This is a genomic window from Streptosporangium amethystogenes subsp. fukuiense, assembly GCF_042665875.1.
GTDB classification, from domain to species: Bacteria; Actinomycetota; Actinomycetes; order Streptosporangiales; family Streptosporangiaceae; genus Streptosporangium; species Streptosporangium fukuiense.
The window spans coordinates 1,112,318-1,138,505 of sequence record NZ_JBHTEE010000001.1 but is presented as its reverse complement, the minus strand read 5'-3'; the positions used below and the strand labels follow the sequence as shown (position 1 = coordinate 1,138,505).

Genomic DNA, 26,188 nt, shown 5'->3' with positions numbered 1-26,188 from the left:
CCCCCGGGTCACCGGACCGCCCGGGTCGCGGTTCTCCCCGCCCCCTGCGGCGAGTGCCGGGCGAGGATCGCGCGGACCTGGGCGCCGTAGGTGTCGAGGCCCTCCGCGCCACTACCGGGCAGGCCCTCCAGCCGAGGCAGCAGGTCGCCGAACGCGTTGACCTCGGCCACCGCGAGATCGTGCCAGTCGGCCCCGACCATCAGGTCGACCCCGACGGCCAGGCTGCCGGGGAAGCAGGCCGCCGCCCGCGCGCAGACCTCCAGAACCCGCTCCCATCCCTCGGGGCCGAGTCCGGCCCTGACCTCGCCGAGGTCGCCGCGCAGACCGCCGAGGTGCAGGTTCGTCATGGGCCCCCGGCTCGCACGGACGACCGCGTGAGTGGGCCTGCCGTCCACGACGACCACCCTCAGGTCGATCGCGCGCCCGCCGAGGCTCGCCTTGGGAAACCATCGCTCGACGTGCAGCCCGTCTCCGGCCAGCGCCTCGACGATCGCCACCAGGTCGGACTCGTTCTCGTAGCACCTGACCCGCAGGGAGTTGCGCAGCCCCCCACCGGTCAGCTCCGCCGAGGTCACCGCCCTGACCCGGTCGCCCGACGCGTGCAGGGCGACGATCCCCGAGGCCGACGAGCCATGGGCCGGTTTGACGAACACCCGCCCCCAGCGGGCCTCGCCCATCCGCTCGCGCAGCTCGGCATAGCCGCGGATCGGTCCGGGCAGCGCGGGCGGCACCGGCACCCCGGCCTCCGACAGCCTGGCGTGGCAGCGCCGCTTGTCGAACATCACCGAGACGTCCTCGACGTCGGCGAGCAGCACGGCCCCCGGAGTCCGGGCGACGGCCTCGCGGACCCGCGCCGCCCCGGCGACGAACGCGGCGTGCCAGCGGGCTCCGCCGCCGACCCGGGACGGCTCGCCGGCTCCGCGCAGCAGTTCGTCCGTCTCCGCGTCCTCCCCGGGCGAGTCGATCCGGACGAGCGTCTCCGGCTCGATCCGGATCTCCGCGCCGCGCAGCACGGACGTCCACGGCAGCACCGCGGGCTCGCGCAACCCCTGCCGGACGCAGGCGTCGGCGAACATGGTCACCCGCCGCTCCCCCGGCGTGCCGACGACGGCGAGCGCGGTCATTCGGAGACCGCGACGTAATACCAGTCGTCGTCGGGCTTCTCCTGTTCGGAGAGGTCGAGCTCGACGCCGGAGAACGCCGTCCTGAGGCGCTCGACCATGGCGTCGCTCAGGAAGTGGTGGTGCAGGTCCAGCCGCCTGAGGTGGGCCGGCGACCCGCTCTCCAGCAGCGCCTCGGCGCCCGCGTCGGTGAGCGTGCCCATCGACAGCGCGAGCGACTCCAGCCGGGCCAGCACCGGGGCCGAGGCGACGGCCGCGGCGATCTCGTCCTGGATCTCGCTGTCCTGCAGACCGAGATGCCTGAGCGCGGGCAGCCGCTCGCCGGACAGGATGGCCTCCAGGTCGGCCACGGTGGTGTCTCCGCCGTAGTTCTCCGACCCGAGCCAGAGCTCCAGGTATTCGAGCGCGGGAAAATCGCTCCCACCGACCGCTCTGGCCACGGCCGGAGGCAGGCCGCCGGTCTCGAACCGGAGGATTTTGAGGTTGTCATGCCGGACGGGCCGCAGCTTCAGCTCGGTGCCGCCGCGCACCTCCAGCCGCTCCAGCAGCGGGAACGCCTCCAGCAGCGGGGTGACGTCGCTCTGCACGATCCAGGAGATCTCGCACTCCTCCGACGGCATCGCGCCGAAGAAGAGCGAGCGCAGCTTGGGAAGGCGCGCCGCGTGCTCGGCCAGCAGCCGGATGGGGCCCGAGGCGTCGACCTCGTAGGCCTCACCCCAGCCACCGACGATGATCGCCCTGACCTCGGTGGTGTCGACGGTCTCGACGAAGCGCGCGAAGTGCTCCTCGAAGGTCTCCTTGGCGTCGTGGACGCGGACCGAGAGTCGCCACGCCGCCTCCCCCGCCGCGGGCATGGGCGCCCCCGGCGGGCGCAGGCTCACGATGGGCAGGCCCGCGTACTCCCCACGGTAGAGACCGTCGACATCGTCGTTGAACTCGCTGTAGTCCATCGGAGACTCCCGTCAGGCGTGACACGACAGAACCTGTCCTATCAGAGGTGCACGACACTTCAAGAATCATGTGCGCAGGTCAGACAGATGTGAAAGCTCGGCGATGATGGACCGCATGGACAACGGTCACATCCGTCTCAATTCCGCGGCGGGGCGCTGGGTTCTGCTCACCACGGTGCTCGGTTCCGGCATCGCCCTGCTGGACGGCACGGTGGTCAATGTGGCACTGCCCGCGCTCGGCGCCGATCTCGGCGCCGACATGGCCGGTCTGCAGTGGACCGTCAACGCCTACACCCTCACCCTGGCGGGCCTGATCCTGCTGGGCGGCTCGCTCGGCGACCGGTACGGCAGGCGCAGGATCTTCCTGATCGGCGTCGTCTGGTTCGCCCTCGCCTCCGCCCTGTGCGGCCTGGCGCCCAACGTGCAGACGCTGGTCGCGGCCCGCGCGCTGCAGGGCATCGGCGGGGCGCTGCTGACCCCCGGCGCCCTGGCCATCATCCAGTCCTCCTTCGGCCGTGAGGACCGCCCCAGGGCGATCGGGGCGTGGTCGGGGCTGGGCGGGGTGGCCTCGGCCATCGGCCCGCTGCTCGGCGGGTGGCTGGTGGAGACGGCCGGCTGGCGCTGGGTGTTCCTGATCAACCTGCCGCTGGCCGCACTCGTCGTGCTGGTCGCCCTGCGGCACGTCCCGGAGAGCAGGAACACCGAGGCCGCCGGCCGGTTCGACGTGCTCGGCGCGGCGCTGGCGGCGCTGGCACTGGCCGGGATCACCTACGGCCTGATCGGCCTGGAGGTCGTCCCGATCGTGGTGGGCGTGTCGCTGGGCGCCGCGTTCGTCTGGCTGGAGATCAGGCGCTCGCCCAGGGCGCTGGTCCCGGTCGAGGTCTTCGCCTCCAGGGTGTTCACCGCCGTCAACATCGTCACGTTCGTCATGTACGCCGCGATGGGCGTGGTGTTCTTCCTCCTGGTGGTCCAGTTGCAGGTGTCGTCGGGCTTCTCCCCGCTGCTGGCCGGGTCCGCGATGATCCCGGTGACGATCCTGATGCTGCTGCTGTCGTCGCGCGCGGGCGAGCTGGCCAGGCGCGCCGGGCCGCGGCTGCCGATGACGGCCGGCATCCTGGTCTGCGCGGGGGCTTTGCTGCTGATGTCGCGGATCGGCCCCGGCTCGTCGTACGTGGTGGACGTGCTGCCCGTGACGACCCTGTTCGGCCTGGGTCTGTCGGCGGCGGTCGCGCCGCTCACCGCGACGGTGCTCGCCACCGCCGACGAGCGGCACGCGGGGGTGGCGAGCGGGGTGAACAACGCCGTCGCCAGGACCGGCGGGCTGCTCGCGGTGGCCGCGATCCCTCCGCTGACCGGGCTGACCGGTGACGCCTTCGACTCCCCCACGATCTTCACCGCCGGATTCCACACGACCATGCTGGTCAGCGCGTCGATGATGGGCCTGGCGGCGTTGCTCACCTTCCTCACCGTCCGGGAGAACGTGCTGATCCGCTCGGAGCCGAAGACCGGCTGCCCGGTGACGGCTCCCCAGCCGGGCAGGTGACCGTCCTCAGAAGGTGAACGCCTGGCTGCGGACACTGTTGTCGAAGTTGGACACCAGCAGTTCCGGCTCGCCGACCGAGCGGATCTCGGGCAGCCGGGTGAGCAGCTCGCGGAACATCGCCCTGATCTCCTGCCTGGCGAGGTTGGCTCCCAGGCAGAAGTGCGGTCCCGGACCGCCGAAGCCCACGTGGGGCTTGGTGTCCCGGGTGATGTCGAACCGGTCGGCGTCCGGGAACACCGTCTCGTCGCGGTTGGCCGAGCCGTAGAAGAGCACCACCTTGTCGCCCGCCTTCAACTGCAGGCCGCGCAGGTCGTAGTCCTCGGTGACGGTCCGGCGGAACTGCATGATGGGTGAGACGTAGCGGACCATCTCCTCGATGGCGCCGCCGATGTGGGCGTCGAAGTCGTCTGTCAGCAGGCGCCGCTGCTCGGGGTTGTCGGTCAGCAGCTTGATACCGTGCGCCATGGTGTTGCGGGCCGTCTCGTTGCCCGCCACGAGCAGGAGCGTGAAGAACGATCCCAGCTCCCTGTCGGTCAGCCTCTCACCGTCGACGTTGGCGGTGACCAGCGCGGAGACGAGGTCGCTGCCCGGCGCCCCCGAGCGTTCCCTGCCCAGGTTGATCACCAGGCGCTGCAGGGCGAGCAGCGCGAGCGTGTTCTGGGCGGCCATCCTGACCGTGTGCGCCAGGCTGGGCCGCACGCCGGAGTAGGCGGTGGAGATGTCGACGTGCTGGTGGACCCTGGCCCGCACGTCGTCGGGGATGCCCATCATGTCGCAGATGACGTGGATGGGCAGCCGGGCGGCCACCTGGGTGACGAAGTCGCCGCCGGGCCCCGAGGCCGTCACGTCGTCGACGATCCGCGCGCACGCGGCGTCGATGTCGCCCTGCAGGTTGCTCAGCATCTTCGGGCTGAACGCGCGGGAGACGATGCGGCGGAGCCGGGCGTGCCGGGGATCGTCCATGTTGACCATGGACTCGCCGAACACGTGCTTGACCCAGCCGGGCGGCTCGGGGCTGGTCACGCCGGGCTCGCTGGAGAACACCTTGGCGTTGCGGCTGGCCTCCACCACGTCGGCGTGCCTGACCAGCGCGTAGAAACCCCTGCCCGAGCGGAGCAGCGGCACCCGCTTCTCCTCGAAGAACACCGGCCGGTCGAGATCCCGAAGCCGCGCGAACGCCTCATGCCGCTCCTTGAGCGGCCGCCGCCAGAATCCCAGGTCGGCCAGGTCGATTTCCATGCTTCCAATCCTGGCACGTTCTTTACCCGTACCGGCCACGTGAATTTCATATCCTTGTGGGTCGCGTGTCCGAATTATCGGAAATCATCGCGGTTATGAGAGCCGTGTTTCTCGTCTCCATCGCCTTCACCTCCCTTCTGGTCTCCGCCTCCCCCTCCTCGGCCGTCTCCGGCGCGAGCGCCTGCTCCGGTGTACCCTCCGACTTCGACGGCGACGGACGGGCCGATCTCGCGGTCGCCGCGCCCCACACCCGCTCCGGCGGCCACGCCCGCGCGGGGGCGGTCACCGTCCTGTACGACCTGCGCACCCCCCACAGGCTGACCCAGGACGAGCCCGGCGTGCCCGGCGAGAGCGAGACCGGGGACGCGTTCGGCTCGGCGCTGGCGACCGGCGACTTCGACGGCGACCGCTGCGCCGACCTGGCCGTGGGCGTCTCCGAGAAGAACCGGTCCCGGCCGGGAGCCGACGGCGACGGAGTGGTGCTGTTGTTCCACGGCTCGCCGGGCGGCCTGCGGCCCGGCAGGGTGATCGACGCCGGGGATCTGGGCCGTGAGCGCGACTCCGGCCGGTTCGGGGCCGCGCTCGCGGCGGGGGACCTGGACGGAGACGGGGACGACGAGCTGGTGATCGGCGCCCCGGGGCTGGGCGGCGGCGCGGTCGGGGTGTACGGGTTCGGCGGACGCGAGCCGTACACGATCACACAGAGGACCGGCTGGGTGGGACAGCCCGAGAAGGAGACCGACCAGTTCGGCGCGGTGCTCGCCACCGGCGACTTCGACGGCGACGGACGGGCCGAGGTCGCCGTGGGCGCGCCCGCGGACACGGTCCTGAGGAACGGCCAGGGCTCGGTCACCGTGCTCGACGTCCGGCGGCGGAAGGCGACCCTGCTCACCCAGGACAGCCCGGGGATCAGCGGCCGCGCCGAGGCCTGGGACTTCTTCGGTGAGGCGCTGGGGGCCGGGGACTTCGACGCCGACGGCCACGCCGACCTGGCGATCGGCGTACCGGGCGAGGGCCTGACCGAGAACCAGCGGGCGATGGACTACGGCGACGGCACGGTGCACGTCGTCTACGGCTCCCGCGCCGGGCTGCGCACGACGGTCTCGGAAGCCTGGTCGCAGCGCTCCCTGAAGGGGGAACCGCGCTACTTCGACCGCTTCGGCGCCGCCCTCGCCGCCGGAGACCTCAACGGCGACGGCGACGACGAGCTGGCGATCGGGGTGCCGGGCGAGAACGCCGTCCAGGTGCTCGCGGGTACCCGCTCCGGCGGGCTCACCAGGAGCGGCAACCTGCTGATCACCGGCGAGGGCGGCGACTTCGGCGGGGCCCTGGCCACGGTCGCGGGCCGCGGTCTGGTCGTCGCCGCCCCGCGCGACGGCAGGCTCACCCTGCTGCGCGGGACCGTGCGGAAAGGCCCCTACCCCGGTATCCGCCCGTCGACGGCGAGGACACTGGCCACCGCCGCCAAGGACACCCTGTTCGGTTACGCCCTCACGAACTCGTCCTCGCCCCGGTAGACGACCGTTTTCTTCGACGCGCTACCTAAGATGATGGTCATGTTCGACGCACAGCACAGGACCGTCCGCGACCTACGCCGAGGCAACCGGGCGATAGTGCTGCGCGCCCTCTACTTCGAGGGACCCGCCAGCCGCCAGGAGCTCAGCGAGACCATCGGGCTCAGCCCGGCCACCGTGAGCAACGTGACGGGAGACCTGCTGGCGAGCGGGACCATCGTCGAGGCGGGCCTGGCCGACTCCGACGGAGGCAGGCCGCGCGTGCTGCTACGGGTCAACACCACCCACGGCTACGCCATCGGCGTCGACGTCGGCGAGACGCACGTGCACGTCGAACTCTTCGACCTGGACATGAACCGGCAGGCCAGGGCGGAGTACGCGCTCCGCCCGACCCGGCACGACGTCGATCTGGTCGTCCGCCACATCATCGAGGGCATCGAGGTGGTCCTGAACGAGAGCGGCGTGCCCGCCGAGCGGGTGCTCGGCGTGGGGGTGGGCGTTCCCGGCGTCGTCGAGACGGGGCCCGACGCCCTGATCCACGCCCCGACCTTCGGGTGGGACGCGGTCCCCCTCGGCAGGCTCCTGCGGGCGGGCACCGACCTGCCGCTCTTCGTGGACAACGGCGCCAAGTCGATGGGGCAGGCCGAGCTGTGGTTCGGCGTCGGGCGCAGGGCCAGGCACGCCGTGGTGGTGCTGATCGGCTCGGGGGTCGGGGCGAGCATCATCACCGACGGGACCACGTACCTGGGGGCCAACAGCAGCGCCGGCGAATGGGGCCACACGAAGATCATGGTCGGCGGGCACCGGTGCCGCTGCGGCGGAGCGGGCTGTCTGGAGGCGTACGTGGGGGCCAGGGGCATTCTGGAACGTGCCGGGGTCTGGACGGAGAGCGTCGACGAGCAGGCCGCGCTGGCCGAACTGGTGGCCGGCGACTCCCCCGTCATCGACGAGACCGTCACCTACCTGGGCGTCGGCCTGGCCAACCTGATCAACCTGTTCAACCCCGAGCGGATCATCATCGGCGGCTGGGCCGGCGTGCTGCTCGGCGAGCACCTGCTGCCGAGGATCAGGAAGGTCGCCGCGGACAACTGCCTGGCGCAGCCGTACAAGACGGTCTCCATCGGCCTGGGCCGCCTCGGCGTCGACTCCGTCGCACTGGGCGCGGCCACCCTGGTGATCGAGAACTTCCTGCAGACCGGCACGACGTCAAAGCCGAACGGCACTCCCACCCGTCCCCGGAAGCGCGCCGGGATCTGACCGTTCGCTCCGGCGGAAGGCGGGTGGCGGCGCCGGCGCCGGTTCCACGTGACGGGTCCCGGGGCCGGGAGGCCGGAGAGCCCGGCCGCACGCCCCCGGTCCACCGGGAGGCTAACGGATACGCGTTCTGGTCTTGATGGTGTAGCGAATCTCCTTGTGGAGCTTACGGATGTCGGCCTTCCCGTCGGTGGTGACGATCGCCCCGAATTTGGCCGTGGCGGTGCCCCGGCGCGAGCCCGCCCAGGCGCGGACCTGTACCGTCGTCGAGTCGCCCCTGTCCAGGGAGGTGACCCAGCACGACAGGTCACGGCGCTTGACGGAGCACTTGACGCTGCGCGGCTTGGAGATCACCTTGATCTTGCGGAACCGGGTGGAGAAGTCTCCGACGAGCGCCACGTAGTGCTGGCCCTTGGCCTTGGCGTTGCGGACCTTGATCGTGTAGACGAGGGATCCGCCCCGGCGGACGTGCTTGGGGAAGGAGATCACGTACCTGAAGTCGTTGGGCGCCGCGGTGGTCGCCACGGCGGATAGGGCGGATCCGGCGGCTGGGGCGGGACTCTGGACGAGGAGGGTGCCGCACAGCGCCACGGCGAGAGCCGCGGCGCTGAGCCTCGTGGTGAGGGGACTCATAAGCGGCATCATCCAACAACTTTGCAGAAATTCCTCTGGCGCTTTAGGTCAGTGCCGTCTGTCCTGCCGGAATGGTGAACCGGGCGCCGGTCTTCGCCGGAGCGCCGCGCCTGCTGATGTGGTCGAGCGTGCGGAAATCGGCGTGCAACTCCTGTGCCGTGACCCGGCAGACGATGTAGCCGCGCCGCTGGTCGAGGTAGGAGATGTGCGGGTTCTCGGCGATCGTCGCGGCGATCCGGCTCTCGTCGCGATAGCCGTCGCCGTCGCTGGCGATCGAGGAGGTGACGAGCTCCACCGCGACCCGGGGCGAGTCCGGGTCGTCGAAGTCGAGCCTCAGGTCCGCCGCGTGGTGCATGTGCGCGTCTCCGGTCAGCACCACCGGATTGGCCGCGCCCGAGTCCCGGAATCCGGTCAGCAGGCGGGTGCGCTCGGCGGCGTAGCCGTCCCAGGAGTCCATGTTGACCTCGGTGCCCGGCCCGACCTTGGAGTCCCGCTGGGCCATCAGGATCTGCTGGCCGACCAGGTTCCAGCGGGCGCCGGAGCTCGCGAGGCCGTCGAGCAGCCAGTTCCGCTGGTCCGCGCCGAGCAGGGTGCGGCCGGTGGCCAGCCTGTCGTCGCAACCGGACCTGAGCCCGTCCTCACAGGCCTGGTCGTCGCGGAACTGCCGGGTGTCGAGCAGGTGGAAGCGGGCCAGCGGCCCCCAGTCCACCCGGCGGTGGACCCGCATCGACGCCCCGCCGGGCACGCTCGCCCGGCGCAACGGCATGTTCTCGTAGTATGCCTGGAAGGCGTTGGCCCTGCGCCGGGCGAACGCCGGGTCCCCGGAACTGGAGACCTCTCCCGCCCAGTTGTTCTCGATCTCGTGGTCGTCGAAGGCCACCAGCCACGGCGCGACCGCGTGCGCCGCCTGCAGGTCGGCGTCGCTCTTGTACTGCGCGTGCCGCGTCCGGTAGTCGGCCAGCGTGGCGCAGGTGCCCGAGGTGTGCTGCCGCACGCTCCCGGCGAGGGCCGTGTACCCCCGTGGCGCGTACTCGTACATGTAGTCGCCCAGGTGGACGACCAGCTCGGGATCCTGCTCGGCCAGCCTCCGGTATGCCGTGTAGAAACCGTGCTCGTAGTGGGCGCAGGCGGCGACGGCGAAGGTCAGCGGGGACGATGAAGACACAGTGGACACGGCGGACGGGGCGGTGCGGGTGCGGCCGGTCGGCGACAGGTGGCCCTCGGCCCGGAAGCGGTAGAAGTACTCCCGGCCGGGCTCCAGGTGATCCACCTCGACGTGGACACTGTGCGCCCGCTGCCGGCGCGCGGTCTCGGTACCCGCGCGGACCACCCTGGCGAACCGCTCGTCGGTGGCGAGCTGCCATTCGACGTCCACGTCCCTGGTCGGCATCCCGCCCCGGCCGTCCGGGCCGAGCGGGTCGAGGGCGAGCCTGGTCCACAGCACGACGCCGTCCGCCGACGGGTCTCCGGAGGCGATGCCGAGCGTGAACGGGTCGCGAGCGAGGGTCCGGGCCGGGCCGTGCCCGGCCCCGGTGAGCAACAGGCCGCCCGCACCGGCGGCGGCGGAAAGAAACACTCTGCGTGACAGCTTCTGCTCCACACCCCCAGTGCAGCCGCTCCAGCTTTCCCCGCCATGACCTGCGCATCAAGGCCGGATGAACAGCCGTCGCACAGGCGAGTGCGCTACCCGCGATGGTCGAGCGGGGGACATCGAGGCGAAGGCCGGGCTCCCCATGGTGGCCGCGGCGGTCGGCTCATCCCAGGTAGGGCTTGAGGTGGGAGTTGAGGGCGCCGCAGCCCAGGTATTTCTCCGCGGTGTGGAAGTCAAGCCAGTCGAGGTTGACCAGCGCCTCCTGGTCGACGCCGGTGAAGCAGGTCCGCAGCCCCGGCGGGATCGCCGCGATGTCGTCCTTGTCGGCGATGTTCACCCACCGCCTGACCTTGCGGGGCCGCTCGCCCCAGCCGTTGACCGGTGCGGGCATCAGGCGCTCGAAGATCACATTGCGCATGCCCAGCGGGCTGCCCAGGGTGATCAGCAGGTCGACCTCCAGGTCGGGGTTGGCCCAGAGCGTCTCGTAGGTCACCACGCTGCCCAGCGAGTGCGCGATCACCACCTTGGGCCGGTTCCGTCTGATCACCTCGGCCACGGCCGCCCTCGACTTCTCGCGCGCCTCGCTCCCGGCCGCCATGTAGGCGGCGACCTCGGGACAGAAGAAGTTGGCGAAGTCGACGGCGTTGCTCTGCAGCCGGTCCAGCAGCCAGCCGGTCATCCGGTGCAGGGCGCCGGTCAGCCCCTCCCCCACCGAGTCGAGTTGCTTGGCCCAGGCGACGAAGACCTCCTGGGCGCCGACGTTCATGCTCCGCACCGCGCGTGGAGAGTCGTCCTTGCTCTCACCCAGCAGGTGGGCGTAGTAGGCGATCTCGGTGATGTAGCGCTCCTTGGCGTACGGCTTGCCGCCGGTCAGGCCCTTGTGCAGGTAGCGGTCCCACTTGTCGCGCATCGCGGCGGCCGCGCCGCCGACCGAGTTACCCGCGTCGCGGTAGTAACGGTACTTACCGATACCGTGCACCCCGACGATCGTGTCCATCCGCCCCCGCCTCCTGTGTTGGACGCCCGGTTCTCCCGGGTGTCGGTGACATACGCCCCCGCGAGCAACTGTGGCGGAACCGGGCCCCGCACCACAAGACCGTGGCGGCACCGCCGAAAGCCGTCACCGGACCTGTGGTCCGTAGGTCGTCGCTTCGGGTCCCGCCCGCCCTGTTCCGCCGAACCCTGGAAGAGCACCACGCCCCGGCGTCACCCGCCGGAGACCGGTGGCGACGGCGTCCCGGTTTGCCGACACCGTGCTCGGGTCACCGGTGACGCTGGAATGTAAGCGACGGCTCTGTTACCGGCAAGTTTCATAAATCTTGCTGAAAGCTATTGAAATCCTTGCAGGGATCAAAGATTGTTCTGCTACACGGACGGCCGTCCTCCGCCTCAAAGCGCACCTTCGTCCTCGGAAGTAGGTCCATCCCCCCATGGAACGATCTAGGTCACGCCTGCGCAGCAGAATCCGTCATGTCCTCCTCGCCGCCGCGGTCGCCATGTGCGGCGTCACCCCGGTGACCGCCGTGGTCGCCGTGCCTCCCGCGAACGCCGCCGTCACGTTGAACGACAGCGAGGTGACGGCCAACCTGTGGGAATGGAACTGGAAGTCCGTCTCCGCGGCGTGCACGAACCATCTCGGACCTGCCGGGTACGGCGCGGTCCAGGTCGCGCCGCCGCAGGAGTCGGTCAGCCTTCCCAACAGCAGTGACGGGGTACATCCGTGGTACGAGGTGTACCAGCCGGTCTCCTACAAGCTCGACTCCCGGTTCGGTGACCGGGCCCAGTTCGCCTCGATGGTGACGGCCTGCCACAACGCGGGCGTACGCGTCTACGTGGACGCGGTCGTCAACCACATGGCGGGGACGAACAACCCCGGCGGCGTGACCGGCTACGCCGGAACGTCCTTCACCGGCTACAGCTACCCGGCCGTCCCGTACGGCAACGGCGACTTCCACCGCCCGGGCGACAACTGCCCGACCGGCGGCGGCATCAACGACTGGAACAACGAGTCCCAGGTGACCAGCTGCGAGCTGTTGTCGCTGTCGGACCTGTACACCGAGAAGGAATCCGTCCGCAACAAGATCGCGGCCTACCTGAACGACCTTGTCGGGCTCGGCGTCGACGGATTCCGCGTCGATGCGGTCAAGCACATCAAGAAGGAGGACTTCGCCGCGATCCTCAGCAAGGTGAACAACACCGTCGCCGAGAACAAGCGCCCGTACGTCGCCCAAGAGATCTTCGACGGCGCCGGCAACGACAACCTCAAGGCACGGGCGTTCATCGGCAACGGCGACGTCCTGGACTTCGCCTACGCCAAGGGCATCAGGGCCAACTTCCAGGGATCGATCTCCAACCTCGCCGGCATCGGCAACTGGAACCTCGACGCCCCCAGCGCCAATGTCTTCGCCATGGTCACCAACCACGACCTGGAGCGAGACGGCGTCGTGCTGTCCTACAAGAACGGCAGCGACTACACCCTCGCCAACTACTTCGTGCTGGCCTACCCGCACGGCAAGCCCTCGGTCTACGACAGCTTCACCTGGTCCAACCGCAACCAGTCCCCGCCGGCCAACGGCAGCGGATACGTGACCGACACCTCCTGCGGAAGCAACTGGAACTGCCTGACCCAGTCCACCGGCATCAAGGGCATGGTCGGCTGGGCCAACGCCGCCAAGTCCGTCAAGTCCGTCTCGGACTTCAAGGCCGTCAACGGCAACGTCATCGGCTTCCGCCGCGGCGACCGCGCCTGGATCGGCATCAACGACTCCGGCAGCGCCGCCACCGCCGAGTTCACCACCGGCCTGGCCGACGGCGAGTACTGCGACGTCATCTCCGGCGCACCCACCGGATCCGGCTGCAGCGGCACCACGGTCACCGTCTCCGGCGGCAAGGCCACCGTCACGATCCCCGCCAACAACGCGGTCGCCGTCCACGTCAACGCCAAGGCCACCACCAGCACCGTCAAGGTCGCCACCACGTTCACCGTGACGGCCTCCCTGTCCGCCGGCCAGACCCTGCACGTCGTCGGCAACACCCCGGCGCTCGGCGGCGGCGACCCCGCCGGCTCCGTCGCGCTCACCGCGAACGGCGGCGGCCACACCGCCGAGGTCCAGCTCCCGGCCTCGACCGCGATCTCCTACAAGTACCTGATCAAGAACGGCTCGACCGTGGTGGAGCAGGAGAGCGCGAACCGGACCTTCACCACTCCCGCGAGCGGCACCCACGCCCGCACCGACACCTACATCCCGCCGTCGGCCACCGACGAGATCGCCACCACGTTCACCGTCAGCGCCACCCCGGCGAGCGGCCAGGACCTCTACGTGGTCGGCAACCTCGCCGCCCTCGGCTCCTGGGCCCCGGCCGACGCGGTCAAGCTGCCCGCCCAGGGCGGCAACGTGTTCAGCGCCGTGATCGACCTGCCCAAGTCCACCGCGGTGGAGTACAAGTTCATCAAGAAGACCGCCGCGGGTGCCGTGACCTGGGAGTCGGGTGCCGACCGCACCTTCACCACCCCGGCGAGCGGAACCCACACCGTCGCCGAGACCTTCCGCGGCGACACCGTCACCTCCCAGGTCGTCACGTCCTTCAACGCCAACGTCACCACCTACTACGGCCAGAACGTCTTCGTCGTCGGCAACATCCCCGCCCTCGGCGGCTGGAACCCCGGCCAGGCGATCGCCCTGTCCTCGGCCGACTACCCGATCTGGCGGGTAGCGGTCAACCTGCCTCCCAGCACCGCCGTCGAGTACAAGTACATCAAGAAGAACCCCGACGGCACCGTCACCTGGGAGTCCGGTGCCAACCGGACCCTCACCACCCCCGCGAGCGGAACCCACACCAGCAACGACACCTGGAAGTAGTCTCCGGTCAGACCGGCGGCGGCCGGACCTTTAAGGTCCGGCCGCCGCCGGCGTTGACAGCACGGATCACCCAGGACCTGTCGGCCTGTTCACCTATGGGCACAGCCGGGGCAAGCGGTGATCGAGGCGTTCGCTGACCACATGCTCGATGCCGTTCGGACGCCAGTAGTGCTTTGTCAGGCGGTTAGGGCGGTCTTTGCCGGCAGGTGAGGCGTCGGCCTGCGCGAGGGGCGGAGCAGGAGGCCGGCCGGAACGGCGGGAGCGCAGGCGGTCGGGACGCCGTTGGTCTTGCGGCCGGGACCAGGGTTGTGGACCCTTGGACAGTGGCCGAGAGCGTAGAGGCAGTGTGCGATCACTCGTACGGAACCTCCTGGATCCACCGTACGGTCGAACAGAGCCCTGTGGTCTCCGTGTCCACCGACCTCGTGCCGAGGAAGGATCGCCTGGAGTGGTGGGCGCACATGTCCGGGCACGAGATCGTGCCCACGTCGCTTTCCACCGAACACGCCGACGACTTCCACGGCAGGGCGCACTCCGTCGACCTGGCGGGCGCGCGGGTGTCCGAGTTCACGGTGTCGCCGATGACGGGCCGGCGCACGCCGACCCACGTCAGGCGGCACGACCCCGAGAGCTACCAGCTATTCCTGGTCCACGGCAGTCCGGTACGGCTGGAGCAGCGCCGCAACGTCTCCTGCCTGGAGGCCGGCGACATCGCGCTGTTCGACACCTCCTACCCCTTCGCCACCGACTTCCTCGACGTCGGCCGGCTCACCCAGGTGACGTTCCTGTTCATACCGCGGGACGCACTGCCCCTGCCCCGGAGCCATGTGGGGCGCCTGCTGGCGCACAAGCTCCCCGCCCGGACCGGTACCGGGGCGATGCTGGCCCGCTACCTCACCGGCCTGCGCGAGCACGCCGCCGACTGCGACCCGGCGGAGTTGCCCCGGCTGGGCACGATCGGGCTCGACCTGGCCGCGGCATTCCTCGCCGGCCGCCTCGGCGCCGACCACGCCCTGCCGGCCGAGAGCCGTCACCGGGCGCTGGCCGCGCGCATCGACGCCTTCATCGACCACCATCTCGGCGACCCCGACCTGGGGCCCTCGGCCATCGCCGCGCACCACCACATCTCCGTGCGGACCCTGCACGTGCTGTTTCAGCGACAGCCGGAGACCGTGAGCGCCACGATCCGCCGGCGCAGACTGGAACGCTGCCACGCCGACCTCACCCACCCGCGGCTGCGGAGCCGGCCGATCGGCGAGATCGGCGTCCGGTGGGGGTTCAGGACCGCAGCCGAGTTCAGCCGCGCCTACCGCGCCGCCTACGGCATGAGCCCGCGAGACCGTCGCCGGCAGATCATCGCCGAAGACGAGGACGGGGTGAGGCGTTCTACCCGGTCGCGGGATGCGTGAGCCGGCCTTCGCCGGCTTCCTCGACCATGCCCCCGGTACGCGGTCAAGCGTGTCGCCCCACGGGCGTCCCCGGACGCCGAGCGTCCGGGGACGAAGCTGTTACTTGATCTGCTCGTACCCGCCGCCGGAGTCGGCGGTTTTGGTGCCGCCGGAGAACTTCACCCAGGAATTGGTCGGGGCCGCATGGTAAACGGGCACGGTATGCAGGGGCGTGATCTCCTCGTTCTTCACCACTCCCGCTCCCTTTACGTCCACCGCCGACCAGACCAAGGTACGTGTGCCCACGTCCTTGGTCTTGAACGTCACCGCGCAGGCGTTCTGCTTGCTGGAGTTGTAGAGCAGGTAAGCGACACCACCGGTGAACGAGGCCCGGCGCTCGACCTGGTAACCCGGGCCGCAGACCGTGGCGGGCGTTTCGGTCGTCTGACGGGAAGCCGAGGCGGTGGTGGCGGTGAAGATCACCGCGGTGCCGAACGCGGCCGCGATGACCGCGCCGATCGTCGTTTTTCTGAGACTCATGATCTTGATCTCCGCGTGAAATGCCGTGCGTGACAGTTGTTCATAAGGTGACGCGCAGGCAATTTTGCGACGCCGGATTCCCCATGTCGTTAGCGCAGAGCGCAGGATGTATTGGCGATGGGCGCAGGCCGCCCCGTCGGCCGACGGCTGGGCCGTGTCGCTACCGTTGCCGATCCTGGCCGACTTCATGATCGGCGCGGTGGCCTGCGTGCCCCAGGCACCGCTGCCGCCCGGCATGGCCGGCCGCCCCGCCCTCGAAGCGGCAGGTCACCTCTGCGCCAACGAGCCGACCCCCGATAAGGACGCTCAACCAGCCGGCGTGGTCTTCGAGGCTTGGCACGCCGAGGCGGATGAGCCTGCGAGAAGGTCGCCGCCTGGCCGCGCCGTGTCTAGCGGTCGGCTTCGCCCGACCAGGCCTGCCAGAGTTCGGTGTACGGCCCGCCGTGGGCGAGCAGTTCGGTGTGGGTTCCCTGCTCCACCACGGTGCCTTCGTGCAGAACCAGTATCCGGTCAGCCGTCTCGGCCTGGGTGAGCCGGTGGGCGATGACGAGGGAGCCTCGGCCGTCTGTCGCCGCGAGCGCGGCTTTCTCCAGGTCGCGGGCGCCGGCGGAGCCGGCTTCCGCGGTCGCCTCGTCGAGGACGACGAACCAGGGGTCGGCGAGCAGAACCCTGGCCAGCGCGATCTGTTGTGCCTGGTTGGGGGCGAGCGGCTGCCCTCCGTCGCCGATCCGGGTGTCGAGACCGCCGGGGAGTGCCGCCGCCCAGCCGTCGGCGCCCACGGCCCGTAGCGCTTCGAGCAGTCGCCGGTCGTCCAGGTCCGGGGCGGCCAGGGTGAGGGCGTCTCGCAGGGTGCCCGCGAAGACGTGGACGTCCTGGCTGACCAGGGCGACCCGGGTGCGGATCGCCCTGGGGTGCATGCTCTCGTAGGGACGGCCGGCCAGCGAGACCGAGCCGCCTGTCGGTGTCAGGACACCACGGGCGATCGCTCCGAGTGTGGTCTTGCCCGCGCCGGTGGCGCCGACCACGGCGATCCGTTCGCCGGGGGCGATGGTGAGCGAGGTCGGGGCCAGCACCGGGCGCCCGGGTGTGTAGGAGTGGCTGACGGAGTCGAGCGCCAGCGGGCCTGGCTCAGCGGGAGCGCTTTCCCGCTGAGCGGGACGCGGGAGTCGGGTGACGCCCACGAGGCGGGCGAGGGCGGCGCCGGTCGACTGCAGCGAGTCGAAGATGAGCAGCAGCGCGCCGATCGGGTTGAACAGCCGGTGGAAGTAGAGCGCGGCCGCGGTGACCGCACCGACAGATGCGGCGTCCGCGCGCACCAGCAGGAATCCGGTGGTGAGAACCGAGCCGAGCCCGATGAGCTCGGCCCGGTTGGACCTGCCGAAGAAACGGGTCAGCAGCCGGAACACCGTGAGGCTCAGGTCCTTGGCCCGCGCCGAACGATCATCGATGATCTTGAGCTGACGGCCCTCGTGGCCGAAGGCCCGCAGGGTCGCCGCACCGTGCAGGCCGCCGACGAGCGCTTCGGTCAGCTCGCCCCGGGCGATGCGTTCCTCGCGGTAGAGCGGACCCGAACGGGGCAGGTACCAGCGCAGGCCCAGCACGTAGAAGGGCGCCGCGACAAGTCCTGCGAGCCCAAGCCGCCAGTCCAGGGCGAACAGGCCCACCGAGGTGAATCCGACCAGGACCACCGAGTTCACCAGCAGGGGCACGATCTCGCCCAGGGAGTCCGCCACGGCGCGGGCGTCGTCGCCGACCCTGGAGATCAGGTCACCGGCCCCGGCGACCTCAAGCCGCTGGGCGTCGAGGTGCAGGGCCGTGTCCAGGACCTCCTCGCGGAGCTCGGCGAGCGCCGGCTCGCCCGCGCGGGCCAGGAACGCGATCGAGGCCGTGGTGAAGAGGGCGCCCAGCACCGCGGCCACGGCGATGGCCGCGGCGTACGGCGTGATCGACGCCTCGCCGGCGACGACGGCGTCGACGATCCGGCCGAGCATCCACGGCGGCACCAGGGCACACAGGCCGACCAGGACGAACGAGACCGTGGCGGCGGCCAGCGGCCGTCGGTGCCGGGACACCAGCCGCAGGGCGATCCGGAAGGTGTCGCGCCAGGACGCGATGGGGAGCAGTTCGTGGGTCATCGCAGCACCAGCTCACGGTAGTCCGGTTCCGTGGCCAGGTCGCGGTGGGCGCCCTCGGCCGTCACTTTGCCGTCGCGGACCAGCAGGACCCGGTCGCACTGTGCCAGGAGCGCGGGTGAGCAGGTCACCAGCCAAGTGGTCAGCCGGGACCCGGGCCGGTGCCGCAGGCCGCGGATACCGGCGGCGATCCGGTGTTCGGTGACGGCGTCCACCGCGGTGGTGGGATCGTGCAGCACCAGGATCGGTGCCCGGGAGGCCAGAGCACGGGCGAGCGCGATGCGCTGGCGCTGCCCGCCCGAGTAGGCGGCCCCGTCGGAGGTGACCGGCCGGTCCGTGCCCGCGGGGTCGAGAGCGGCGACGTCGGCGGCGGCGGAGGCGGACAGGGTCGCGTGGAGCTCGTCGTCGTCGAGCGCGAGGGCCGGGTCGATGTTGCTGCGGAGGGTTCCCTCGAACAGGTCGACGTGGTGGGGACCGGCCACCAGGTGCGCGCGCCGGGCCGGGATCGAGAGCTCGTCGAGCGGGACGCCGTCCAGTGTGATCGAGGCCGAACCGGTGGCGAAGGCGTCCATCAGCTCGCCCGCGCACGCGGGGTCCTCGATCGCCAGGCCCAGCAGCTCGCCGGGCCGGGAGAGGACGCTCAGATCCGACAGGTGCCGACCGGTCAGGCTTTCCAGGCGCAGCACGGCGCCGGTGGCGGGAAGGGTCCGGGCCCCGGTCTCGACCAGGGGCGGGCCGGCGAGGTAACCGGCGACGCGTCCGGCGGAGGCGTGGGCCTGGGCCACCTGGGCGCCGATGCCGCCGACCACCTCGATCGGTTCGGCGAGGTACTGGGACAGGCCGACCACCATCACGAGCTCACCGACGGTGATCTCGCCGGCCAGCGCGAGGTCCCCCGCGAGGAACGCGACCAGGGCCAGGAACGCCATGCTCAGCAGGGTCGTCAGGCCGAGCATCGCACCGTGGGAGTCCGCGCCGCGGATGCCGGCGATCCGCGCCTGACGGCTGACCCGCCGGCGGCCGTTCACGCGGCGTGCGAGCGGCTCACGCCACCCCTCTATGTCCTGATTAATCGTGACACAGAGGGGTTCGATAACCGTCAGGCGCCGACCTTTAACTGGTGGACGCGCTGCTTGGACAGGCCCATGACACGTGCCGCGTCCGGCTCCGACCAGTGGCTCGTGAGCACCTTTGCAGCCTTGACGGCCAGTTCCGCGACGCGCTTGGTGTGAGCTTCGGCCAACTCCTTCTCACGGCTGTATTCGGCCACCACCGCGGCCACGTCCTCGGGCAGATCGAAGACGAACTCCACGCCAGGGGTGTTCTCAGGCCAGGCCCAGGTGTGAATCTCCGCCAAGTCACGCTCCAACTGCGACAAGGAGCGGGCCACACCGACTCCTTCCACCTCCCCGGTGGGGCAGCGCGAGACCCATCGCTCGTTCTCAAAGGTGACGACATAGGTGATCGTCTTGCTCATCGGCTCATCCTTTCTGTGACCGCCTCTAGGCGCTTGAGGGCTTCACGGAAGAGCTCCGGGTCACGATCCGGGTCGGCAGGGATCATGACGGGAACCGAGATGATGCCATCCTTGATCACACGCAGCGCGCACATGTCGCCCTTGAGGTGGTACAGCCAATCAGCTGTGGCGCCTACGGCGGCCACAATCGCTGCTACCTCGGCGAGCTGGCGCATGTGTGGTGGAGGAACTTCGGTCACGCCTGTGAGAATACTCCACTAGGAGGCAGGCTCCTAGTGGAGTAGGAAGTTGCATCGTGTCGAGGCCCTCTCACAGTCGTCGCGATCGTCCTGAACCAGAAAACGATCAACGCGAAGAGGCGCACCGAACGAGACAACGAAGTCTCTCATGCCAGGGAGCGCGTCACCGCGTCGTGCAGACGGTTCCGTTGAGGGTGAAGACGGTGGGAAGGACGTTCGGGCCGCTGTAGTTGCCGACGAAGCCGATCGTGGTCGACGCGCCGGTGGGCAGCGAGCCGTTGCCGGGCTCGTTGACGACCTTGACGTTCGAGCCGTTCTGCGTCCAGACCGCGCTCCAGCCGCTGCCCAGGCTCTGCCACGTCCTGGGCCAGTCGAAGTTCAGGGTCCAGCCGTTGATCGGCGCGCCGTTGTTGACGATGTCGATGGCGCCGACGTAGCCGCTGCCCCAGTCCGACTGGTCGGTCAGCCGGACCGCGCAGGAACTGGAGGCGGGCGTGCCGGTCGTGAAGGTGAGAGGCGGCGAGGCCGGCGAGACACCGCCGCCGCTGTCCCGCGCGATCACGTTGACCGTGTAGCGCGTGCCCGGCTTGAGGTTGCCGACGGTGAAGGAGTTGCCCGCGGTCTCACCGAGCTGCTCGCCGACGGCTCCGTTGTGGCGGTGGACCTCGTACTTCACGACCGGACGCGTCCCGGCGGAGGCGGCGGGCCAGGAGATCACGGCGGTCCTGTCCGTCACGTTCGAGACCGTCGGCTGCCCCGGCGCACCCGGCAACCCGGTCTGGGCCGAGGCGGGACGCACCACGATCGTGGTCAGCGACAGCGGCGGCAGCGTCCGGCTGGTCGCGCTCCCCGAGGTCGAGCCGGCGATGTCGGTGGCGCCGTTGGTGTGGGTCAGCACGGCCGGCGCCCCGGAGGCCGGGTTGAAACCGGAGTAGTCGATCGTGACGGGGAGCGACGTGTCGGACGAGGTGTTGATCAACAGGACCGCCAGATCGCCGTTGGGGCGGCGGACGGCATGCGCGCTGACCTTCGCCTGGTCGCTGGCGGCCCCGACGAACCGATCGCCTGGCCGGGCGAACACGCTCATCATCCGCAGCGCGTAGTAGGGCGCGAAGGGCGTGTTCAGCGCCGGCTCGCACACGCTGCCGTCGGAGGTGCACGTCCCGCTCGACAGCAGGCCGAAATCGCCGTAGTCGGTATGTCCCTCGACCTCCGTGACCTTGCCGATGCCGTTGCGGGTGTTCCACCAGTCGACGGTGAACACGCCGTTCGCGAGAAGCGTCGCGTAGGCGTCGGCGGCGGCGAGCGCACCGGGCTGGGTGTTCGTGCCGTTGCTGTTGCTCCCGGTGTTGAACTCGGTCATCGAGATGCCGATCCGCTCCGACCCGGGCCCCGCGTACTCTGCGATCTGTCGGCGGGTGAGATGGATCATGTCGGGGACCTGGCCGGCCTTGTCGAAGCCGCCGGGGTACCAGTGCAGGATCACAAAGTCGATCTTCGGTCCGGCGATCGACAGGACCACCTTGTTCCAGGTTCCTTCGTCGCCGCCGCCGACCAGCCCGTCGGGCCAGTTGGCGGGCGTGGTCAGAACCGCACCGATCTTGATGCCCGGGTCGACCGCCTTCATCGCGTCGGCGTACGCGACGACGTGGCGGGCGTACTCGGCCGGGCTCTTGTCGGCGTGGTCGTCGGCCTCCCAGGGGTCGCCGTAGTGGCCGTTGCCGTAGTTCTCGTTGCCGATCTCCCAGTACTTGACGCCGTAGGACTTGGTGACGTTGGCGTAGCGGACCCAGGCGGCGGCCTCGGCGGCGGTGCCGGTGCCGTAGTTGGCGGTCACCATCGCCTGCGCCCCGGTGCGCCGCACACCGCGCATGAAGGTGTCGAAGTCGGTGTTGGGAGCCACGTAGCCGCCGGGAGCGGTGTGGTCGGCCCAGTGGTAGATGTCGGAGTAGGAGCCGCCGGGATAGCGCAGCAGCTTCACACCCGCGCCCTTGAGCAGGTCGGCGGTCTCGTCGGTGCCCAGCTGGCTGTCCCAGATCGCATGGTTGGTACCGATACCGGTTTCGGGGACGGCGGCGAGTGCGGCACGTGCGTTGACGGTCACCGTGACCGGGGTGACATCGTCGGCGGCGTACGCGGTGGGAACGTTCAGGGCGGCCAGCGTCAGCAGGACGGCGGACGCGATCCGTAACGGGACTTTGGGCATCGGCACACCTCGTCATGGGTAGCGATATTCAATCGACGCCCCCTCCTGACCAGGGAGGCACCATGATCTTGTGGGCTGGCGCCACGCGCGTCAACCGCCGGTGAAAGTTTCAGTCGGTACGGCTGTCATGGCGCTCACCGACCCCGCGCGACCTGCGGTTTCTCCGATCCGGGAGCGGCGCCGAGGGACGGGCGATCATCGACCACGGAGAAACGGGGCATAAAACCGGTTGATCCACGCTTGTGACTCCTCGGTACGCTGGAAGCACACCCCCGTGAGAAGGAAGTCATCGCCATGCCCGGTCCGCTCCAGGTCAGCGGTTCGGTCTCGGTCCCCGAGGCCGAGCTCAGCTGGCGCTTCTCCCGTTCCTCGGGCCCCGGCGGTCAGGGGGTCAACACCACCGACAGCCGGGTCGAGCTCAGCTTCGACCTGGCCGCCACCGAGGCGCTCGGAGAGGCCCTCAGGACCCGGGCCCTCGAACGCCTCGCCCCCCGCCTGGTGAACGGCGTGATCACTATCGCCGCCTCGGAGTTCCGCTCCCAGCTGCGCAACCGCGAGGCCGCCCAGATGCGCCTGGCCCAGCTGCTCCGCGAGGCGATCGCCCCGCCCCCCAAGAAGCGCCGCCCGACCAAACCGAGCAGGGGCGCGATCGAACGGCGGATCACCGCCAAGAAACAACGCTCCGACCTCAAACGCCTGCGCAGGGACCACCACTGACCGAGTAGGCACGCTGAAGCGGTCCGGTTCGATGCAGGCAGGGCTTACCACGACTTCCATCGAGTTCGGCGCGGTCACACCGTAGCTGCCGTTACAAGCAGCGCCCCGCTCACTTCTCCAAGCCGGCGCGTTGTCTCATCTCCGCGACCGACTCGTATGGCTGATCGCCGCGAGCATCGGGCCGAGCCTCCAGGTGCACAGCCACTCGAGCACCGGCATCGGCAGGGTTTCCGGAGCTTCAAGCAAAGTGCGGCGAAGGTCCGCGACAACGGGTAGTTCACTCGGCCGGGCGTCCATCGCCCGCCGGCACCGCTCACCGTCCCGCCACGCCTCATGGCTACTGTCCTCGATCATCGCGCAGACCGTGGCCACGATCGCAGGCCACGCCGGCATGCCCTTATGGTGAGTGCCGGAGAACAGCGCCTTGACGATTAGGTACGCGAGCAGGGCCTGGCGGCCGAAGTTCCCCTCCAACCCCATGAGCGCATTGGTGCGCCCCTTGACGTGCTTGCTGAAGGCACCGAGATACCCGTAGCCCATCTCTTGAAGCGTACGACCGCCTCCCGCCCAAGGGCGGTGGCGGTCCAGCACATGGTCTTCGAACTCCAGGAGTGCGAACCGGTCACCGGATCTCAGTGCCGCCACGGCCTGGCGGTGCAGGGCGGTGCTCTCGGCGAACATCTCCGGGTCATCCGGCCCCTTCCCGCGCATCCCTCCACCGGCATGCATGTCCTCCAGCGGAGAATTCCGCCACACATCGAGCACCAGACCCACAGCCGCCGCCGAGATGATCGATTCCCGGTCAGGGCCTATACCCTCGCGCTCCCACTTCGGCCACCTCTCCGAAAGATGCGCGACCATCGCGGCCAAATCATCCGATCCGGTCGCCCGGCTACTGGATTCCTGCTCTTGTCCAGTCATACTTTCCTCTCACCACGAAGGGCTGCACCTAGAATCGCCCACTATGAGAGATACCAATATCATCTGTCCATCGGGAAACATGCGCCGATTTCCGTGAAAACCCTTTTACCAATAAAAGCTAGGCATAAAGGCATGGCTACGGTTTCAGGGAGTGTTCGGGCCACCAGACGCGCAGGTGCTCGGCCAGCGCGGTGATGCGCCGCAACGGCCCCAGGTCCAGCGGTGGCAGCGGACGGAGACTGGTAAGCGCATCGGCGGCCTCGCGGATGGCCGTCCGCAGCGGGGAGTCCTTGATGACCTGGTCGTGTAGAACTTCGTCGTCACGTTCGGCGACGACGCGATGGTGGTTGCGATCCAGCTGCCATCCGTCAGCCGTGGTGACCGGGTCGAGGTGAACACTGATGCGGATGCGTCCGACGTGGACGGTGAGGTACCGGTGCCGGTCGTCAGCGAGACGGACTCCACGCCGCCACCCGCCCGTCACACCATCGGGGGTACGGCCCAGAACGACTGCGGAGCCGGTGATGCTGGAATGCAGCTCCACAGGAACCAAGGCGTCGCCGACGCGGAGCGTGGTGTGCTCGGTAAGGGTCGACACGAATAGCCTGGGATCGCAGATAGCGCGCAGCGTCGCCTGCCGTGGATCCGTGGCCAGATAGGCGGCTAAGTCGTCAGCGGGCAAAAGGCGGCGAAGCACGGCAGCATATGTAGCCACTCGTAACCGAGCACTCCGTAAGAGCGGTCAACGAACCGACCGTCGGCAATGTCGGCGCTTCAGTCCTTGGTAAAGGTGATCCCGATGTGGCGCAGCGAGGCGCCGGGCTCGTACGCCTTGATGAGGTCAGCGACGACGCCGAGCGCGCGAGCATGCCGGTACTGGTCGATGACCATGACACGAGCGGTCGGGTGCTCGTCGAGCAGGCGGATGAGCGCGTCGATCTCATGGCTCTGACAGGCGGGTTTCTCCAGCAGGACCCGCGCGCCCGGGTCGTGAGTAAGGATCGAGCGCAGCACCGGCAGGTGGTCTGCGGTGGGGCAGCACACCGACCACAGATCGACGTCGGCTGCGACCGGCCGCGGGAGTTCGTCGACGCCGTGACAGAAGGTGCGGCACCCCTTCGGCAGGTCCTGGTGTTTGGGGTCCAGAATCATCAGTTGGGCGCCGGCGTCGGTGAGGAACTGGGCGTGCAGGCGTCCGGCGGCGCCGTAGCCGATCACACACGCCGTCATTCCCGCCAGTGGCTCGGATCCGATCGGGGCGAGCTGGGCGGGTGCGCCGATGGTCAGGTAGGTGTCGTAGTAGGCGTCGTACAGCCCCGAGGAGGTGATGATGTCGTCAACGAGGTCAGTGTGCACTCCGGCCGGGATGGTGCCGACGCGGGCGCAGAGGGCTTTCGCGGCGAGGAGTGTCCCGGCCCGGTAGGCATCGTAGCCCTGGTTGGGGATGGCATCGGCTTCGAACAGGTTGAGAGAGCGGCCGTCGCCGAGGACCGTCACCTGGGCGCCGTCCCGCAACCGGTAGCGTCGGCCAATCCCAGGAATCTCCGTCGCCGACTCGGCGAGGGCGGGGTCAATCGCTAGGACTGCGAAGTCTTTTGTGGCGTAAGGGGCGAGGACCACACCATCGGGCAGGGCGCCCACCGCTTCCGCTGTTAGCGCGTCTTCGCCGGTTGTGCCAATCAGCAGGAAAGGCCGCACCGCGTGCAATGCGTCCACGGCGGTGCGGTAGGTGGGGTGACCGGCCTCGGCGGCGGCGATGAGGGCGAGCGGGTCGGGATCGACGGTGTGAACCTGGCAGCCTTGGGCCCGCAATGCAGCCGCCAGCCGGGAGCCGAGGGTGCCATAGCCGAGGACGAGGACCGTACGACCGATGACTTTCATCGCGGGCAGCAGTGCTCGCAGCCGCCGCAGGCACGAGTCAGCGATCTCCGGGTAGCCGAGGTTCGTCTTCAGCGCTGAGCGGGCCAGATTGAGAACCGGGATGCCGAGCGGCCCGGCCGCGGTGATGCGCTTGAGGCCGGAAACGGTCAACTCCAGCGCCGCGTCCACTCGGTGGGGTGAGTCGGCGCGGCCGTACCCGTGAGCGAGCAGGCCGCCATCGTCGATGACGAGCACCTTCCGACTGGCAGCGTGGGCGGCATCGATGAACGCGTCCACGTCGGCGAAAGCTTGGGCGAGGTCGTCGGCATGGCTGTTGGGCGCGTTGATCGCGGTGTTGTCAAGCAGGCCGCTGCGGCATCCCTGGGCCAGGAGCGTGGCGTGGACGCGGTCGCGGTTGTAGGTGCGGTCGCCTTTGGCCAGCGCATAGATCCACTCGGGAGGCACGCCGGCTTGTTGGACCGCCATGAGGAAGGCGAGGGTGTTCTCCACGAAATGATCGCGGAAGATCACGGCCCAGCCGCCGAGGTGCGGGGCAGGGGTGGCGTAGCGGGCGAGCAGCGGCATGCTCGCGATGATCTGTTCCAGCTCGGCCGGGTCGTAACAACGTAGCCGGGCCCGCAGCCACACCCGTAGATCTGCGGCGGCCTCCTGCCCGCCTGGATGCACGTCGAGAAGGATCTCGACCGACTCCTGGGCGGGCAGGACGTGGCTGAGCGTGTTGGGCCGGTCCGGGATGTAGGGGTGCCAGCGCATGGCGACGTGAGGGGTGTCGTCAGTGCCGGCCAGGAGCATGCTGTCCGGACCTGTCTGATGAACGCGCAGGCCATGGCGTTCGGCGAGCCCGGCCACGCCGAGGAGTAAGGCTTCGGGCGGGATCGGCCCACGGAGGATGTCCCAGGTCGCTCGGGTAACGGGCGTGGGCACGGTGTCCATGGTCACGGGGATCTCCCTTGGTGTCGTGGAAATTCAGATTCGCGTCGCC

21 protein-coding genes are annotated in these 26,188 nt (G+C 69.6%); 6 read left to right on the top strand and 15 right to left on the bottom strand.

Going from position 1 to position 26,188, the window contains the following annotated elements:
- Positions 1 to 8: 8 nt before the first annotated feature.
- A complete protein-coding gene (locus ACFQVD_RS04910; protein ID WP_343966613.1) occupies positions 9 to 1,124 on the bottom strand; it encodes an STM4014 family protein in 1,116 nt (371 codons plus the stop codon).
- On the bottom strand, positions 1,121 to 2,071 hold the full coding sequence (locus ACFQVD_RS04905) for an STM4015 family protein (RefSeq protein ID WP_343966615.1): 951 nt from the start codon (positions 2,069 to 2,071) through the stop codon (positions 1,121 to 1,123). Before ACFQVD_RS04905 ends, ACFQVD_RS04910 begins: the two co-directional genes overlap by 4 nt.
- A 115-nt stretch (positions 2,072 to 2,186) precedes the next feature.
- Here ACFQVD_RS04905 and ACFQVD_RS04900 point away from each other — a divergent pair, with 115 nt between their 5' ends.
- On the top strand, positions 2,187 to 3,614 hold the full coding sequence (locus ACFQVD_RS04900) for an MFS transporter (RefSeq protein WP_343966616.1): 1,428 nt from the start codon (positions 2,187 to 2,189) through the stop codon (positions 3,612 to 3,614).
- Positions 3,615 to 3,620: 6 nt separating this feature from the next.
- On the opposite strand, the gene ACFQVD_RS04895 is transcribed toward ACFQVD_RS04900, so the two are convergent.
- Positions 3,621 to 4,853 carry a cytochrome P450 gene (locus ACFQVD_RS04895; protein WP_343966617.1) on the bottom strand — a complete coding sequence of 411 codons (1,233 nt, stop codon included), beginning with the start codon at positions 4,851 to 4,853 and terminating at the stop codon, positions 3,621 to 3,623.
- A 95-nt stretch (positions 4,854 to 4,948) separates the two neighbouring features.
- On the opposite strand from ACFQVD_RS04895, the gene ACFQVD_RS04890 reads away from it, so the two are divergent.
- Positions 4,949 to 6,370 (top strand): FG-GAP repeat protein, encoded by a 1,422-nt coding sequence (locus tag ACFQVD_RS04890; RefSeq protein ID WP_343966618.1) that lies wholly within the window; start codon positions 4,949 to 4,951, stop codon positions 6,368 to 6,370.
- A 39-nt stretch (positions 6,371 to 6,409) separates the two neighbouring features.
- Positions 6,410 to 7,624, top strand: a complete 1,215-nt coding sequence (locus tag ACFQVD_RS04885; RefSeq protein WP_343966619.1) for an ROK family transcriptional regulator — start codon at positions 6,410 to 6,412, stop codon at positions 7,622 to 7,624.
- Positions 7,625 to 7,735: 111 nt separating this feature from the next.
- Here the strand turns inward: ACFQVD_RS04885 and ACFQVD_RS04880 are convergent, their stop codons facing one another.
- The 3 genes from ACFQVD_RS04880 to ACFQVD_RS04870 all read right to left on the bottom strand — a co-directional run bounded on the left by ACFQVD_RS04880 (position 7,736) and on the right by ACFQVD_RS04870 (position 10,842).
- Positions 7,736 to 8,254, bottom strand: a complete 519-nt coding sequence (locus ACFQVD_RS04880) for a hypothetical protein (RefSeq protein WP_343966621.1) — start codon at positions 8,252 to 8,254, stop codon at positions 7,736 to 7,738.
- 43 nt (positions 8,255 to 8,297) lie between these two features.
- Positions 8,298 to 9,854: an alkaline phosphatase D family protein gene (locus ACFQVD_RS04875; RefSeq protein ID WP_343966623.1), complete on the bottom strand. Its 1,557-nt coding sequence runs from the start codon at positions 9,852 to 9,854 to the stop codon at positions 8,298 to 8,300.
- Between the two features lie 154 nt (positions 9,855 to 10,008).
- Positions 10,009 to 10,842, bottom strand: coding sequence for a hypothetical protein (locus tag ACFQVD_RS04870; protein WP_343966626.1), 834 nt, complete (start codon positions 10,840 to 10,842; stop codon positions 10,009 to 10,011).
- A gap of 433 nt (positions 10,843 to 11,275) precedes the next feature.
- Here ACFQVD_RS04870 and ACFQVD_RS04865 point away from each other — a divergent pair, with 433 nt between their 5' ends.
- Both ACFQVD_RS04865 and ACFQVD_RS04860 read left to right on the top strand, forming a co-directional pair.
- Positions 11,276 to 13,705, top strand: a complete 2,430-nt coding sequence (locus ACFQVD_RS04865; RefSeq protein ID WP_343966628.1) for a carbohydrate-binding module family 20 domain-containing protein — start codon at positions 11,276 to 11,278, stop codon at positions 13,703 to 13,705.
- A 410-nt stretch (positions 13,706 to 14,115) separates the two neighbouring features.
- Positions 14,116 to 15,114: an AraC-like ligand-binding domain-containing protein gene (locus tag ACFQVD_RS04860; RefSeq protein WP_343966631.1), complete on the top strand. Its 999-nt coding sequence runs from the start codon at positions 14,116 to 14,118 to the stop codon at positions 15,112 to 15,114.
- A 99-nt stretch (positions 15,115 to 15,213) separates the two neighbouring features.
- Here ACFQVD_RS04860 and ACFQVD_RS04855 read toward each other — a convergent pair whose 3' ends face one another.
- From ACFQVD_RS04855 to ACFQVD_RS04830, 6 genes are all read right to left on the bottom strand, one after another.
- Positions 15,214 to 15,870: a hypothetical protein gene (locus tag ACFQVD_RS04855; RefSeq protein WP_343966633.1), complete on the bottom strand. Its 657-nt coding sequence runs from the start codon at positions 15,868 to 15,870 to the stop codon at positions 15,214 to 15,216.
- Positions 15,871 to 16,022: 152 nt separating this feature from the next.
- Complete coding sequence (locus ACFQVD_RS04850; protein ID WP_343966635.1) at positions 16,023 to 17,768, bottom strand: ABC transporter ATP-binding protein; 1,746 nt, start codon at positions 17,766 to 17,768, stop codon at positions 16,023 to 16,025.
- On the bottom strand, positions 17,765 to 18,793 hold the full coding sequence (locus ACFQVD_RS04845; protein WP_343966637.1) for an ABC transporter ATP-binding protein: 1,029 nt from the start codon (positions 18,791 to 18,793) through the stop codon (positions 17,765 to 17,767). The genes ACFQVD_RS04850 and ACFQVD_RS04845 overlap by 4 nt, the downstream gene beginning before the upstream one ends.
- 71 nt (positions 18,794 to 18,864) lie before the next feature.
- Entirely contained in the window at positions 18,865 to 19,242 is a 378-nt protein-coding gene (locus tag ACFQVD_RS04840) for a hypothetical protein (RefSeq protein WP_343966639.1), read from the bottom strand.
- Positions 19,239 to 19,481, bottom strand: coding sequence for a hypothetical protein (locus tag ACFQVD_RS04835; RefSeq protein ID WP_343966641.1), 243 nt, complete (start codon positions 19,479 to 19,481; stop codon positions 19,239 to 19,241). The genes ACFQVD_RS04840 and ACFQVD_RS04835 overlap by 4 nt, the downstream gene beginning before the upstream one ends.
- 163 nt (positions 19,482 to 19,644) lie before the next feature.
- Complete coding sequence (locus tag ACFQVD_RS04830; RefSeq protein WP_343966643.1) at positions 19,645 to 21,687, bottom strand: cellulose binding domain-containing protein; 2,043 nt, start codon at positions 21,685 to 21,687, stop codon at positions 19,645 to 19,647.
- A 294-nt stretch (positions 21,688 to 21,981) separates the two neighbouring features.
- Between ACFQVD_RS04830 and arfB the strand changes: the two genes are divergently transcribed.
- On the top strand, positions 21,982 to 22,404 hold the full coding sequence (gene arfB, locus ACFQVD_RS04825; RefSeq protein WP_343966645.1) for an alternative ribosome rescue aminoacyl-tRNA hydrolase ArfB: 423 nt from the start codon (positions 21,982 to 21,984) through the stop codon (positions 22,402 to 22,404).
- A 135-nt stretch (positions 22,405 to 22,539) separates the two neighbouring features.
- On the opposite strand, the gene ACFQVD_RS04820 is transcribed toward arfB, so the two are convergent.
- The 3 genes from ACFQVD_RS04820 to ACFQVD_RS04810 form a co-directional block, all read right to left on the bottom strand.
- Positions 22,540 to 23,274, bottom strand: coding sequence for a hypothetical protein (locus ACFQVD_RS04820; RefSeq protein ID WP_343966647.1), 735 nt, complete (start codon positions 23,272 to 23,274; stop codon positions 22,540 to 22,542).
- Positions 23,275 to 23,461: 187 nt separating this feature from the next.
- Positions 23,462 to 23,923, bottom strand: a complete 462-nt coding sequence (locus ACFQVD_RS04815) for a hypothetical protein (RefSeq protein WP_343966649.1) — start codon at positions 23,921 to 23,923, stop codon at positions 23,462 to 23,464.
- Between the two features lie 176 nt (positions 23,924 to 24,099).
- Positions 24,100 to 26,139, bottom strand: coding sequence for a Gfo/Idh/MocA family oxidoreductase (locus ACFQVD_RS04810; RefSeq protein WP_343966698.1), 2,040 nt, complete (start codon positions 26,137 to 26,139; stop codon positions 24,100 to 24,102).
- Positions 26,140 to 26,188: the final 49 nt, after the last annotated feature.

Coding starts and splice junctions, on each gene's coding strand:
- ACFQVD_RS04910 (WP_343966613.1), bottom strand. CDS start 1,124: ATGACCGCGCTCGCCGTCGTCGGCACGCCGGGGGAGCGGCGGGTGACC.
- ACFQVD_RS04905 (WP_343966615.1), bottom strand. CDS start 2,071: ATGGACTACAGCGAGTTCAACGACGATGTCGACGGTCTCTACCGTGGG.
- ACFQVD_RS04900 (WP_343966616.1), top strand. CDS start 2,187: ATGGACAACGGTCACATCCGTCTCAATTCCGCGGCGGGGCGCTGGGTT.
- ACFQVD_RS04895 (WP_343966617.1), bottom strand. CDS start 4,853: ATGGAAATCGACCTGGCCGACCTGGGATTCTGGCGGCGGCCGCTCAAG.
- ACFQVD_RS04890 (WP_343966618.1), top strand. CDS start 4,949: ATGAGAGCCGTGTTTCTCGTCTCCATCGCCTTCACCTCCCTTCTGGTC.
- ACFQVD_RS04885 (WP_343966619.1), top strand. CDS start 6,410: ATGTTCGACGCACAGCACAGGACCGTCCGCGACCTACGCCGAGGCAAC.
- ACFQVD_RS04880 (WP_343966621.1), bottom strand. CDS start 8,254: ATGAGTCCCCTCACCACGAGGCTCAGCGCCGCGGCTCTCGCCGTGGCG.
- ACFQVD_RS04870 (WP_343966626.1), bottom strand. CDS start 10,842: ATGGACACGATCGTCGGGGTGCACGGTATCGGTAAGTACCGTTACTAC.
- ACFQVD_RS04865 (WP_343966628.1), top strand. CDS start 11,276: ATGGAACGATCTAGGTCACGCCTGCGCAGCAGAATCCGTCATGTCCTC.
- ACFQVD_RS04855 (WP_343966633.1), bottom strand. CDS start 15,870: ATGCCGGGCGGCAGCGGTGCCTGGGGCACGCAGGCCACCGCGCCGATC.
- ACFQVD_RS04850 (WP_343966635.1), bottom strand. CDS start 17,768: ATGACCCACGAACTGCTCCCCATCGCGTCCTGGCGCGACACCTTCCGG.
- ACFQVD_RS04840 (WP_343966639.1), bottom strand. CDS start 19,242: ATGAGCAAGACGATCACCTATGTCGTCACCTTTGAGAACGAGCGATGG.
- ACFQVD_RS04830 (WP_343966643.1), bottom strand. CDS start 21,687: ATGCCCAAAGTCCCGTTACGGATCGCGTCCGCCGTCCTGCTGACGCTG.
- arfB (WP_343966645.1), top strand. CDS start 21,982: ATGCCCGGTCCGCTCCAGGTCAGCGGTTCGGTCTCGGTCCCCGAGGCC.
- ACFQVD_RS04810 (WP_343966698.1), bottom strand. CDS start 26,139: ATGGACACCGTGCCCACGCCCGTTACCCGAGCGACCTGGGACATCCTC.